Consider the following 13,018-nt stretch of genomic DNA (forward strand, 5'->3'; position numbering starts at 1 on the left):
ATCGGATGGAACCGGATGGAAAGCGAAACCGCCGCGTCAATGCAGCGCCGGAAAGCCGTGGCGCTCGGCCAGCAGTTCGAGGATGCGGCGCGCATCGGTGACGAAGCGCACGTCGCCGAGCGTCTGCGCGTCGTCCGGCGCGGGCTGGTCGCGGCCCAGCACGAGCACCGGCAGGCCCTGGTGCGCATCGTCGAGCGCGTCGATCACCGCGGGCCGCGGCCGCTCGAAGCCGACGCGCTTCACGTCGATACGCGCGGCGCGATCGGGCGCGCTCGCGAGCAGCCCTTCGATCGGCAGTCCATGCGGACAGACGAAGCGCTGGCCCGGATGCTTCGGATCGGCAAAGCCCGGTTCCAGCAGAAACAGTACATCGCGACTCATGTCGAATGGCTCCTTTCTCGTTGGGCGTCCCATCGGTAAGCGCGCGTATCCGTGCGCGCTGCCGTTCCCGACGCATGCCGGCCAGCGGCCGGATGCCAGACTCTACCGTCGCGCCTCGCCCGGCCCTACCAACGTTTTGCGGAATCGATATGCGAACGCGCATAGCGCATCGGCCCGTCCTCGCCCAGTGGGCCGTTGCATAAACGCATCGTCATGCGAACGACGAGCACTACGGATCTCGAACGATTTCATCGATCGATATGACCGCGTCCACGGGTTTTCGGCGGATGACGTTCGCGGTCCGCACGATGCGTTCGCCGCAACAGGCGTGCCGGACGCAATCGCGGCACACCTGCCGGGCCGACGGCAATACACATTACAAATCGGCCGCGCAGCGATTTACAAACCACGGATCGGCCGTTCATCGGCGCGTCCGTCGTCAATAGCATCGTGATCCTCGCAAACGTACTGACAAAAAACAGAGGTTGGTCATGATCAAAAAAACGGTAGTGCTGGGTTTGGTTTCGATCGGTTCGGTCGGCGCGCATGCGCAGAGTTCGGTGACGTTGTACGGGGTCGTCGACGCCGGCATCGCGTATACGAACAACCAGGGCGGCGCGAGCAACGTCCAGCAGACGAGCGGCAAGCTGAGCGGCAGCCGCTGGGGCCTGAAAGGCGCGGAGGATCTCGGCGGCGGCCTGCAGGCGGTCTTCACGCTGGAAAGCGGGTTCCGGCCGAGCGACGGCGGGCTCGGCCAGGGCGGCCGGCTGTTCGGCCGGTCCGCGTACGTGGGCCTCGGCAAGAAAGGGCTCGGCACGTTGACGTTCGGTCGTCAGTACGAGCCGATCACCGATCTCGTCGCGCCGTACTCGGGCGCGGGTTTCTGGTCGCCGGCCACGCACGTGGGCGACAACGACAACCTGAACCAGAGCTTCCGGCTGAACAATGCGGTGAAGTTCCGCAGCGACACGATCGCCGGCTTCACGGCCGACCTGCTCTATGCGTTCAGCAACCAGGCCAATGGCGGCGCAGGCACCGGATTCTCGAACAACAACGCGTGGGGCGCATCGGCGAACTACGTGAACGGCCCGCTGTCAATCGGCGGCGGCTATGTGCGGTTCAATCACCCGAATGCGGCGTCGAATACGAGCGGCGCGGTGGGCGGCGCGACCTCGACCACCGGCAACGACTACAGCGGCGCGTTCTTCTACGGGCTGAATGGCGGCGTACTGAAGCAGCAGATCGGCGCGGCAGGCGCGAACTACGTGCTCGGCCGCTCGACGCTCGGCTTCGCGTGGAGCCACACGCAGCTCAATTATCTCGACGGTTCGTCGCGCAAGTTCAACAACTACGACGTGAACGCACGCTACCAGCTCACGCCTGCGGCCACGCTGATCGGGGTCTATACGTTCACCGACGGGCGCGCGAGCGGCCTGCCGGGCACGAGCGGCCAGACGCTGAAGCCGCGCTGGCACCAGTTCACGCTCGGGTTCGACTATGCGTTGTCGAAGCGCACCGATATCTACGTGTCGGGCATCTACCAGCTCGCGGCCGGCGATGCGAGCACCTCGACGTCGGGCGGCTACCGCAAGATCGCGGCGATCTCGAACATCGGCAGCGCGTCGTCGACGAATCGTCAGCTCGCGTTCGTCAGCGGGCTGCGCGTGAAGTTCTGACGGCACGCGCATCGGGCGTGGCGCAACAAGCACGACAGGCGCGATAAGCAAAGCGGGAATCGTTGTTTGCCGCGCCGCGCCCGGTTGCCGAGAATGATCGTTTCCCTGCGCGCAACACGCGTTTGACCATGACCGATTCCCGTTTTTCTCCCCGTGCGCCGCGCAGCGGCCGGCGCGCGGCGCTGCGCCAGCTCGCCGGCGGCTGGGCTGCCGCGATGCTGCCCGCCGGCGGTGCGCTCGCAAGCCAGCCGCTCGACGTGCCGCCGTGGACGCGCACGCCCGGTGCGCCGCTGCTGTCGCCGCCGTACGGCCTGCCAGGGGAGCATGAACGCGACGTGATTCGCCGTAGCGCCCGCGCGCCTGCGCTACCCGGCTCCGGCTCGTCGATGACGCCGCTCGCCGACCTGTTCGGCGACATCACGCCGAACGGGCTCGTCTACGAGCGTCATCACGCGGGCGTGCCGGACATCGATGCGCAGCGCCATCGCGTCGTCGTGCACGGCCTCGTGCGCGCGCCGCGCGTCTTCACGATCGACGACCTGCTGCGTTTTCCGTCCGAATCGCGGATTCACTTCCTCGAATGCTCGGGCAACACGGGCAGCGAATGGAACGGCCCGAGCGGGCTGCCGGTTCAGTTCACGCACGGGTTGCTGTCGTGCTGCGAATGGACCGGCGTCCGGCTGTCGACGCTGCTCGATGAAACGGGCGTCGACGCCGATGCACGCTGGCTGCTCGCCGAAGGCGCGGACGGCGCGGCGATGACGCGCAGCCTGCCGCTCGACCGGATTCTCGAGCGCGCGCTGGTCGTCTATGCGCAGAACGGCGAACGGCTGCGCCCGGAGAACGGCTACCCGGTGCGGCTGATCGTGCCGGGTTTCGAAGGCAACACGAACATCAAGTGGCTGCGACGGCTGAAGCTGGTGCGGGCGCCGGAGATGACGCGCGAGGAAACGTCGAAATACACGAATCTGCTGCCCGACGGCAGCGCGCGCCAGTTCGTGTTCGAGATGGACGCGAAGTCGGTGATCACGCGGCCGTCGGCCGGCCATCGGCTCGCCGCGCACGGCTATTACCCGATCAGCGGCTACGCGTGGTCGGGCCGCGGCCGGATTCGCGCCGTCGACGTGTCGACCGACGGCGGCCGCACGTGGCGGCCCGCCCGGCTCGCCGGCGACGTACGCGACCGCGCATTGACGCGCTTCGAGGCCGACTGGGTGTGGCGCGGCGAGCCGGCCGACCTGCAAAGCCGCGCGACCGACGAGACCGGCTACGTGCAACCGACCCGTGACGCGCTCGTCGCCGCGCGCGGCCGGAACTCGCAGTACCACTACAACGGCATCCAGAACTGGCGCGTCGGCACGGACGGCGAGGTGCGCAATGCGTAAGCCGCTCGCTTGCCTGCTGGCAACCTGCGCAATGACGACGAGCGCGTTCGGCGCGGGCTTCGGCCTGGGCCAGCCGATCGATCGCGCGGCGCTCGCCGCGTGGGACATCGACGTCGCGCCGGACGGCAGCGGCTTGCCGCCCGGCGCGGGCACGGTCGCACGCGGCGGCCACGTGTTCGCCGACAAATGCGCGATGTGTCACGGCGCCGGCGGCGAAGGTGGCGTCGGCGATCCGCTCGTCGGCGGCAGCGGCTCGCTCGCGAGCGCGAAACCCAAGAAGACGGTCGGCAGCTACTGGCCGTACGCGACGACGCTGTTCGACTACATTCGCCGGGCGATGCCGTACAACGCGCCGCAATCGCTGAGCACGGACGACGTCTATGCGGTCACCGCGTACGTCCTCCACCTGAACGGCATCGTGCCCGGCGACGCCCGGCTCGACGCACGTACGCTGCCGCGCGTGCAGATGCCGAACCGCGACGGCTTCGTGCCGGACCCGCGGCCGGGCCAGCTATGACGCGCGTCGCTTCGCTTGCCGCCGCATCAGCCGCATCGAGCAGCCCACCCGCGCGCAGTGCGTCGCCCCTTTCAGCAAGGACCCCGTGATGAGCGATCGCTCCGTCACCGCCCCGCTCGCGCCGTCGCCGTTCGTCGACGTTCGTTCGCCGGCGGATTTCCCCGACAGCCCCGTGTCGCGCACGCTCGCGCAGCCGCTGATGCTCGGGCTGTTCCTGCCGATCCAGGCCGGCGGCTGGAGCGCGTCGACGCTGCCGCGCTCGACCGACTGGACGTTCGACTACAACGCCGATCTCGTGGCCCGCGCCGAAGCGCTCGGCTTCGATCTCGTGTTCGCGCTGTCGCAGTGGCTGCCGAAAGGCGGCTACGGCGGCGTGTTCGACGGCCACGCGCTCGACTCGTTCATGACGCTGGCCGCGCTGACCGCGCGCACCGAGCGGATCATCCTCGTCGCGACGAGCCACGTACTCTACGGGCCGTGGCATCCGCTGCATTTCGCGAAGTTCACCGCGACGCTCGACCACATCTCGCGCGGGCGCTGGGGCATCAACGTGGTGACCGGCCACCGCGCGATCGAACACGAGATGTTCGGCTGGAACCGGATCGAACACGACCGGCGCTACGAGATGGCCGCGGAATTCCTCGACGCGGTCCAGCAGTTGTGGGCGCAACCGGATAATTTCAGCTACACGCCCGAACTGTCGAGCTGGCGACTGGGCGGCGCATTCGTGACGCCGAAGCCGCGCTACGGTCGCCCGCTGCTGATCAACGCGACGGGTTCCGATGCGGGCATCGCGTTCGCCGCACGCTATTCGGACATCGTGTTCGTCACGAGCCCGGCCGGCCCCGACGCCGAACGCGCGATCGACGCGCTGCCCGCGCATACCGCACGCGTGAAGGCTGCCGCCGCCGCGCGCGGCCGCACGATCCGCACGCTGCTCAATCCGCTCGTGATCTGCCGCGAAACCGCGGCCGAAGCGCGCGCGTACCGCGACGCGATCGTCGCGCATGCGGACGAAGGCAGCTTCCACCGCTTCGACAGCGACGCACATGCGTGGCGCGGTGGGTTCGAGCAGCGGGCGCAAGCCGCCGCGCGCGCGATCGGCGGCAACATCTCGATCACCGGCTCGCCGGAAGAAGTCGCCGATACCATCGTACGGCTGCACCGCGCGGGTATCGACGGTATCCAGTTGAGTTTCTACGACTTCAAGCCCGATCTCGACTTCTTCGGCGAGCGCGTGCTGCCGCTGCTGCGCGAAGCCGGCTTGCGGCGTTGACGACGGCGCAGCAGCAGTCGCCGGCCGTCGTCAGAACACGCGCCCTTCGGTCAGGTGCGTCGTCACGCCGTTCAATACGTAGTCGCCGATCACGCGCGCCTTGTGCAACAACGGGTTGTGGCTGAAGATCGTGCGCAGGTTGCGCCAGTGGCGATCGAAGTTGTGCTCGCGCGCCGTCGCCGATGCGCCGCCCACTTCGAACAGCCGCTCGGCCGCATGCAGCGCGAGCTTGCTGACGATCAGCTGCGTGCGCGCGGTCGCGAGCGCACTGTCGAGCACGAGCGCATCCGCATCGGCCGCGCCTGCTTCGATCGCGTCGGCGGAGCGGTCGAGCGCGCGTGCGTTTTCTCGTACGAGCGCGTCGATCGCGTGACTATGCGCGGACAGCTCGCCGACGATCTGCTGAACAAAATGATCGTCGCGCGCGGTCGGCGCGGGGCTGTGCAGCGCGGGCCGGCCGTGCTCGAGCACGTAGCGGCGTGCATCGGCCACCACGTTGCGCACGATGCCGGCGCCCGTCGCGACGAGATGAAGCTGCCGCAGCGCGCCGCAATGACGGCCGACGAGCGTCGACCCGTCCCGCGGGGCCACTTCGTCCGCGAACACCTGCACGTCGTTCAGCAACAGGCTGCCGCTCGCGGTCATGCGCTGGCCCATCCCGTCCCAGTCGTCGAGCACCTGCAGGCCATCGCGCGCGACGGGAATGATCACCGCGAGCGCGTCGCCCTGCTCGTTCTCCACGTTGATGCGCGCGAAATCGGCAAACGCGGTGCCCGTCGAATAGTATTTGCGGCCCGTCACGCGGTAGTGGTCGCCGTCGCGGCGCAGCACGGTCGTGTTCTCGCCCGGGCGCGACGTACCGCGCTCGGTCGACGCGCCGCCGAAGATCGCGCCGCTGAGCACGCGCTCGAGTTGCACGTCGTTGAACGCCGTGCGCGGCGACAGCCGCAGCGTCTCGGTCTGGTCGTAGTGGATGCGCAGCGCGTGCGCGAGATTCGAATCGGCGGCCGCGAGCGTCGCGATCGACTCGAACAGGTCGACCAGCGTGCCGCCGAGGCCGCCGCGTGCGACCGGAATCCGCAGCGCACCCAGCGTCGAGCGCCGGAAGATCGCGAACCCTTCGAACGGCAGTTCGCGACGCGCCTCGCGTTGCGCGGCGTCCTGGCCGATCGCGGTCGCGAGATCGGGCAGCGCGGCAAGCGCGTCGCGCAATGCGTCGCGCGGATCGACGGCATCACGGGCAGTCATTCGGCAGGTCCTTGTTCGGGGAGATCGGGGCGTGTCGCGGCAGCGCGCGACACGGTGTCCGCAAGTATAGGGACGCCCCCGCCGCGCGTAAAAAGCCGATTTCAGCTTACGTTATGCCCGCGCCGGGATTGATCGCGTACGGACGCCGTCAGTGCTGAATGCCCCAGCGCCGCACGGTCACGCGCTCGAGCGTATCGAACACGAGGTTCTCGACCAGCAGCCCGATCACGATGACGGCCGCGAGACCGGCGAACACGCGGTCCGTATACAGCTCGTTGCGATTCTGGAAGATGTACCAGCCGAGGCCGCCCTGCCCCGCGCTCGCGCCGAACACGAGCTCGGCGGCGATCAGCGTGCGCCACGCGAAGGCCCAGCCGACGCGCAGCCCCGACAGGATCGACGGCAGCGCGGCCGGCACGAGGATCAGCGCGATCTGGCGCAGGCCCGTGAGCCCGTAGTTGCGCCCGGCCATTTTGAGCGTGGCGGGCACGCCGACGAAGCCGGTATAGATGCTCAGCGCGAGCGGCCACAGCACCGCGTGCACGAGCACGAACAGCAGGCTGCCGGTGCCGAGCCCGAACCACAGCAGCGCGATCGGCAGCAACGCGATCGACGGCAGCGGATTGAACATCGACGTGAGCATCGTCAGCAGATCGCGGCCGATGCGCGTCGATACCGCGAGCGACGTCAGCGCGAACGCCAGCAGCACGCCCAGCGCATAGCCGCGCAGCAGCACCGACATCGAGATGCCGGTCTTCACGAGCAGTTCGCCCGACTCGATGCCCTGCACGAACGCGGCCAGCGTCGCGCCGAAGGTCGGGACGAGCAGATCGTTCGCGACGATGCGCGCGACGATCTCCCATGCGGCGATCAGTACGAGCGCGATGACGCTGCGGCGAAACCATGCGGCACCGGCGATGCGGCGCGGCAGCGGCGCCGGCGCCGCGCGCTCGGCGTCGGGCAGCGTGTCGAGCGTGCGCGTATATTCGGCACGCACGGGCGGCAGCGGCGGCACGGCCGGATCGATCGTACTCATGATGCGGCGTCCTCCGTCGTCGGTACGTGCGGTGCGTCGGTGTCGAACAGCAGGCGATGGATCCGTGCGACGTTGTCGCGGAAGTCGCCGGTATCGACGTTGTCGAGCGAATGCTCGTGACTGTTGAGCTCCGCGCGCACGCGGCCCGGGTGCGGCGACAGCAGCAGAATCCGGTTGCCGACCACGAGCGCCTCCTCGATCGAGTGCGTGACGAACAGCAGCGTGAAGCGGAATTCATCCCACAGCCGCAGCAGTTCCGCCTGCATCTTGCGGCGCGTGAGCGCATCGAGCGCGGCGAACGGCTCGTCCATCAGCAGCACGCGTGGCTGCATCGCCAGCGCCCGCGCAATCGCGACGCGCTGTTTCATGCCGCCCGACAACGTATGCGGATAGGCGTCGGCAAACGTGCCGAGGCCGACCTTGTCGAGATAGTGCAGCGCGCGCTCGCGTGCTTCGGCGCGCGACAGCTTCGCGGCGGCGCGCAACGGAAACGCGACGTTCTCGATGACCGTCTTCCACGGCGGCAACTGATCGAATTCCTGGAACACGACGATGCGGTCGGGCCCCGGCCCGCGCACCGGCCGGCCGTCGAGCGCGATCGAACCCGCGACGGGCTCGATGAAGCCGGCGATCGCCTTCAGCAGCGTCGACTTCCCGCAGCCCGATGGGCCGAGCAGCACGAAGCGGTCGCTGCCGTACACGTCGAAGCTCACCTGATGCGTCGCACGAACGATCCGCGCGCCGCTGCGGTATTCGAGGCTGACCTGGTCGATCGCCAGCAGACGTTCGCTGTGCGTGCCGGCCTGCGCGGCGTTCGCGGCCGGGCGATCGTCGGCACGCGTATCGGCCACGGCCGGCGCGGCCGGCGACGCGCCGCCACGTGCCGCATACGGCGGCAACCAGGTTCGGGGAGAAGTGGCGTTCACGATCGAATCTCTTGCGGGAAAACCATCAACATACGGCCGGGCGCCGTGCGGACCAACCATCGATTGCGCATATCGAAACCGCGCCGACGCATAAGCGTCGATCGCGGCGCCCGAACATCGGCGCTGCTCAGCTGCCGCCCGCCGTCGCCGGATCGTCGAAGAAGTAGTCGCGCCACGATTTCGGTTCGTTGCGAATCGCGCCGGTGCGATGCATGAACTGCGCGAGCGGCAGCGTGTTCTGCGGCGCGGTCTTGAACTGCACCTGCGGATTGCGCAGGATCTTCAGCAGCAGCGCACGATCGATCTTCGACCCGTTCACGCGGATATAGGTATCGGCCGCGCGCTCGGGATCGGCCGCGATCCGCCGGGCGGCGTCGGCGAGCGCGGCAACGAACGCGCGATAGGTCTTCGGGTTGTCGTCGCGGAATTTCTCGGTCGCATACAGCACCGTCGCGGAGCTCGGGCCGCCGAGCACGTCATACGAATTCAGCACGATGTGCGCGTTCGGGTTGCCAGCCAGTTCCTGCTCCTGGAACGGCGGATTGCCGAAGTGGCCGGTGATCACGTTGCTGTTCGCGAGAATCGCGGCCGTCGCGTCCGGATGCGGAATCGCCTGCGTGAGCGCGTCGAGCTTGTCGAATTGCTTGTCGCCCCACTGCTTCGCGGCCGCGTACTGCAGCACGCGCGACTGCACCGACACGCCGACCGCCGGCACCGCGATGCGGTCCTTCGCGCTCAGGTCGGCGATCGTCTTCACGTTCGGGTTGCTGCTCACGAGGTAGTACGGAAAATTGCCGAGCGACGCGACGCCCTTCACGTTCTGCCGGCCGCGCGTGCGGTCCCACACGGTCAACAGCGGGCCGACGCCCGCGCCTGCGACGTCGACCGCGCCGGACAGCAGCGCGTCGTTCACGGCCGCGCCGCCCGACAGCCGCACCCAGTCGACCTTGATGTCGAGGCCGGCCTTGCGCCCTTCCTTCTCGATCAGTTGCTGGTCGCGCGCGACGTTCAGCATCAGGTAGACGACGCCGAACTGCTCGGCGATGCGGATGCGGCCCTCCGCATGCGCGGCTTGCGGGATGAGTGCGCCCGCGAAGGCGAGCGCGGCGGTGAGCGTGGCCGCCAGCGCGCGACGCGCCGGCAATAACGAAAACGACATCGGAACTCCGGTCGGGATGAGGCGGAAATGAATGACGCGGCGCGCGGCTCAGAAAGGCGCGTCGCCTTCGATCGTCGTGCGGTACAGCTTGCGGCGCAGGTGGTCGGGCGTACCGGCGGCGAGATGCATCAGCGAACGGTTGTCCCAGAACACCAGATCGTGGTCGCGCCACGCGTGCCGATACAGGTGCTCGGCGCGCACGCTGTGCGCGAACAGTTCGTCGAGCAGCGCGCGGCTTTCGTCGTCGGGCAGCCCGACGATGCGCGTCGTGAAATGCTCGCTGACGAACAGCGCCTTGCGGCCGGTTTCCGGATGCGTGCGCACGACCGGATGCACGACCGCCGCGACCTGCGCGATCTGTTCGGGCGACAGGTTCGGCCGCCACGGGCTGCGCGCCTGCAATTCCGCGTAGCGCGCAAGATACGTATGCTCGGCGCGCCGCCCCTCGACCGCGCGGCGCAGATGGGCCGGCAGCGTGTCCCACGCGAGATGCATGTTCGCGAACAGCGTGTCGCCGCCTTCGGCCGGCAGTTCCTGCGCGTGCAGCAGCGAGCCGAGGCTCGGCTTTTCCTTGTACGACAGGTCGGAATGCCAGAAATGGCCGGCATCGCCGAGCCCGACCGGCTTGCCGTTCTCGACGATGTTCGACACGATCAGCACTTCCGGATGGCCGGCCAGCGCGAACTGGTGCAGCACGTGGATCTGCAGCGGGCCGAAGCGGCGGCTGAACGCGATGTGCTCGTCCGGCGTGATGCGCTGGTCGCGAAACACCAATACGTGGTGATCGAGGTGCGCGCGATGGATGCGCGCGAAATCGTCGGCGTCGAGCGGTTGCGACAGGTCGACGCCGATCACCTCGGCGCCGAGCGGCGCGTCGAACGGCACGATGTCGAAATGCTGCGCCGCGCCGTCCGGCCGCAGGGCGGGATGCCCGGCGGAAAGCGTTGCGGCGTCGCGGAGGGTGGGAGTCGTCACGGCACGGCCCTGATTCGGTCAAAACGCGAATCTACGAGGCCGTGCCGGCGTGCGTCAACGAAGCGATTCGGATACGTTTATCTGCTGCGGCGATAAAGATCGCTGCTCGCGCATACGTCGACGATCGGGCGTGGAATCGTCCGACTGGTGGCAATGGAGGTTCCGCCCGCATCCTGCCGCGGCACCCCGCGCCGCGCAGCCAACTATGGCTGCCCCGCACCGACCGACGCCCCATGCCGGGGCGCGCGGTCGATTCGCCGCCGGGTGTCGGGTTGCGCCGGTTCGGTACGTCGGCGGCCTCGCGTGCCGCGTCGGGCGACGCGCTGTCCTGTCGTTCACTGTCACGGGTCATGAATTTCTCCCCGTGCGGATGCTGAATACGTTGCGCCGCACCGCGCCGCGATGGGTGGCACGGCGGCCCACAACGCTTCCAGCAAGCGACATGCCGTCGTCGGACTGCCCGGTCGCACCCCAAGCGAATGAATCCGCCAAAGAAATTACACGTGGCGCGTCATCCGGCGCAGCCTCCCCAACGCGCGTGGCAGCGTCGATGCGAAAACGCAACGCGGCACGCGCGATGCGACGTGCGCCCTGCCTACTTGTTGCCCGGCTCGCGCGTACGCTCGCCGTACGTGCCGTTACCGCAGTGCGGGCACTTCGGGATCGGGTGTCCCGCCTGCACGTGCGTCGACCGGTGGCATTTCTCGCATCGAAAGTCACCGGTTTTTTCCGCTTTCTCTCCTGCGTGCGCCGTCATCTTCGTTCTCCTTCCGGCTTGCGATTACCCGCGCTTCACCGCGTGCGTCGCCTTTCGTGCTCGACCTCGCCGGTCGGCACCGCATCGACGTCCTGCAGCGGCTCGCCCGGAATGCGGCGCTTCGCGGACTGATCGACCGGCGAGTCCACCGCCTGCTCGCCGCTTCCGTCCGCGCTGCCGCCCTCGGCATCGAGTTGCTGCTCGGCCCGCTGCCAGTATTCGTCGGCCCGGCCGTCGGGCGCGCCGTCCGCCTGCCACAGCCGGTACGCACGCTCGCGGATCTGCGTTTCCCTGTCTTCGTTCATGTCGTTCTCCTTGTCTGCGATGGCGATCACCGATCCGGGCGCGACGGCGCCGATACCGCGCCGAGCGTCGACGACATCGCGCCGTCCGCGGCGGTCGCCAGATCGCCCAGCGCGACGATGCCGACCAGCCGCTTCTGCCGGTCGACCACCGGCACGCGGCGAATCTGCGCGTCTTCCATCTTCTTTTGCACCGCCGAAATGTCGTCGTCCTCGTAACACCAGTTCGCGGGCCCGCTGACGACGCCCTCGATCGACTCGTTCGGCGGCACGCCCATCGACACCGCACGCACGACGATGTCCCGGTCCGTCAGCATGCCGATCAGCCGCGTGCCGTCGCAGACGGGCAGCGCACCGACGTTGAGGTCGCTCATCAGTTTGGCCGCCTCGCGCAGGCTCTGCGTCGGACCGACGGTCGCGGCGTCGCGTGTCATCACTTCCGATACACGTGTCATGTTTCGCTCCTTGATAAACCGCCCACGGCGGCCTGCTGCACGAGCATCGCGCGTTCCGGCGGCCGCGCGCGTCAGTTCTCCGTCGAGCAACGGACCGACGTCAGGCCGGCCGACTCGACGATCCGCATCAGTTGCTTCAGCATCACGTCGGCGCCGGTCGCTTCGCGCCACTGCACGAATAATTCCTCCTCTCGCACCGCGCGTGCGGCCGTTTCGCAAAAGCTTTTTGTCCGGCACGTGAATCCCGCGTCGCGCAGCTTCGCGGCCAGTTGTTCGCGCGCAGCCGAGCCCACCGGATACTCGACCGTGATGAGCGCGGTCCTGACGCGCCGCAAGCGCTGCTCGACGAACCGCAGCGGCCACACGACCAGCAGCGCGAGGACGAGCCCGACCGCACCGAGCGACAACTGGCCGCCGCCGATGCACAGCCCGATGACCGTCACGAACCACAACGTCGCGGCCGTGGTGACGCCGGACACCAGGCCGTCGCGATGAAGAATCGCGCCGCCGCCGATGAAGCCCATCCCGGTCAGGATGCCGAGCGGCAGCCGCATCAGGTCGAGCACCGAGAACGCGCCCTCCGGTTTGCCCGCCTGCAGCAGCAGCGCATTGACCTGCAGCATCGACAGGCACGCGGCGAGGCAGACGAGGATCGTCGTGCGCAGGCCGGCCGTCTTGCCGGATTCGCTGCGATCGACGCCGATCAACCCACCCGCGACGAGCGCCAGCGCGATCCTGACCAGAACGTCGTGCCACTGCAGTACGACCGGCATCGGTTCCATGCGCCCTCCCATGCAAATCGGCGTGCGTCGGGGCGCGAACGCCGCCGACGACGCCAGCGCGGCGCAAGGATCGGGCCTGCTTTCCCGAGGGGGCGACGCGTGTAGTACGTCGGAGGAAATTGTAGAAAGGCGCGTGCTGCGCA

General features: G+C 68.4%; 14 protein-coding genes. 4 read left to right on the forward strand and 10 right to left on the reverse strand.

Going from position 1 to position 13,018, the window contains the following annotated elements; translation table 11 throughout:
- Nucleotides 1-36 precede the first annotated feature (36 nt).
- Nucleotides 37-381, reverse strand: coding sequence for a DUF3088 domain-containing protein (locus tag J8I35_RS02620; protein ID WP_050017838.1), 345 nt, complete (start codon nt 379-381; stop codon nt 37-39).
- A 491-nt stretch (nt 382-872) separates the two neighbouring features.
- Here J8I35_RS02620 and J8I35_RS02625 point away from each other — a divergent pair, with 491 nt between their 5' ends.
- From J8I35_RS02625 to J8I35_RS02640, 4 genes are all read left to right on the forward strand, one after another.
- Complete coding sequence (locus tag J8I35_RS02625; RefSeq protein WP_209924391.1) at nt 873-2,057, forward strand: porin; 1,185 nt, start codon at nt 873-875, stop codon at nt 2,055-2,057.
- Between the two features lie 128 nt (nt 2,058-2,185).
- Nucleotides 2,186-3,442 (forward strand): sulfite dehydrogenase, encoded by a 1,257-nt coding sequence (gene soxC, locus J8I35_RS02630; RefSeq protein ID WP_209924392.1) that lies wholly within the window; start codon nt 2,186-2,188, stop codon nt 3,440-3,442.
- Nucleotides 3,435-3,959 carry a cytochrome c gene (locus J8I35_RS02635; RefSeq protein WP_209924393.1) on the forward strand — a complete coding sequence of 175 codons (525 nt, stop codon included), beginning with the start codon at nt 3,435-3,437 and terminating at the stop codon, nt 3,957-3,959. The genes soxC and J8I35_RS02635 overlap by 8 nt, the downstream gene beginning before the upstream one ends.
- Nucleotides 3,960-4,047: 88 nt before the next feature.
- Entirely contained in the window at nt 4,048-5,235 is a 1,188-nt protein-coding gene (locus J8I35_RS02640; protein ID WP_209924394.1) for an LLM class flavin-dependent oxidoreductase, read from the forward strand.
- A 30-nt stretch (nt 5,236-5,265) separates the two neighbouring features.
- Here J8I35_RS02640 and J8I35_RS02645 read toward each other — a convergent pair whose 3' ends face one another.
- The 9 genes from J8I35_RS02645 to J8I35_RS02685 form a co-directional block, all read right to left on the reverse strand.
- Nucleotides 5,266-6,483: an acyl-CoA dehydrogenase family protein gene (locus J8I35_RS02645; protein ID WP_089490389.1), complete on the reverse strand. Its 1,218-nt coding sequence runs from the start codon at nt 6,481-6,483 to the stop codon at nt 5,266-5,268.
- A 148-nt stretch (nt 6,484-6,631) separates the two neighbouring features.
- Nucleotides 6,632-7,519 carry an ABC transporter permease gene (locus tag J8I35_RS02650; RefSeq protein ID WP_124653424.1) on the reverse strand — a complete coding sequence of 296 codons (888 nt, stop codon included), beginning with the start codon at nt 7,517-7,519 and terminating at the stop codon, nt 6,632-6,634.
- The gene (locus J8I35_RS02655; protein ID WP_089490388.1) at nt 7,516-8,505 is read right to left on the reverse strand and encodes an ABC transporter ATP-binding protein; all 990 of its coding nucleotides are present in this window, start codon (nt 8,503-8,505) and stop codon (nt 7,516-7,518) included. Before J8I35_RS02655 ends, J8I35_RS02650 begins: the two co-directional genes overlap by 4 nt.
- A gap of 67 nt (nt 8,506-8,572) precedes the next feature.
- Entirely contained in the window at nt 8,573-9,604 is a 1,032-nt protein-coding gene (locus J8I35_RS02660; protein WP_209924395.1) for an ABC transporter substrate-binding protein, read from the reverse strand.
- Between the two features lie 48 nt (nt 9,605-9,652).
- Nucleotides 9,653-10,525 carry a TauD/TfdA family dioxygenase gene (locus tag J8I35_RS02665; RefSeq protein WP_239469038.1) on the reverse strand — a complete coding sequence of 291 codons (873 nt, stop codon included), beginning with the start codon at nt 10,523-10,525 and terminating at the stop codon, nt 9,653-9,655.
- Between the two features lie 649 nt (nt 10,526-11,174).
- Nucleotides 11,175-11,336: an alpha helical protein gene (locus tag J8I35_RS02670; RefSeq protein WP_069616909.1), complete on the reverse strand. Its 162-nt coding sequence runs from the start codon at nt 11,334-11,336 to the stop codon at nt 11,175-11,177.
- A gap of 35 nt (nt 11,337-11,371) precedes the next feature.
- Nucleotides 11,372-11,641, reverse strand: coding sequence for a DUF2934 domain-containing protein (locus tag J8I35_RS02675; protein ID WP_209924396.1), 270 nt, complete (start codon nt 11,639-11,641; stop codon nt 11,372-11,374).
- A 26-nt stretch (nt 11,642-11,667) separates the two neighbouring features.
- The gene (locus J8I35_RS02680) at nt 11,668-12,093 is read right to left on the reverse strand and encodes a CBS domain-containing protein (RefSeq protein WP_050017829.1); all 426 of its coding nucleotides are present in this window, start codon (nt 12,091-12,093) and stop codon (nt 11,668-11,670) included.
- 71 nt (nt 12,094-12,164) lie between these two features.
- Nucleotides 12,165-12,875 (reverse strand): MgtC/SapB family protein, encoded by a 711-nt coding sequence (locus J8I35_RS02685; RefSeq protein ID WP_050017828.1) that lies wholly within the window; start codon nt 12,873-12,875, stop codon nt 12,165-12,167.
- Nucleotides 12,876-13,018: the final 143 nt, after the last annotated feature.

This window comes from Burkholderia sp. CpTa8-5 (genome assembly GCF_017815045.1).
GTDB lineage: Bacteria > Pseudomonadota > Gammaproteobacteria > Burkholderiales > Burkholderiaceae > Burkholderia > Burkholderia sola.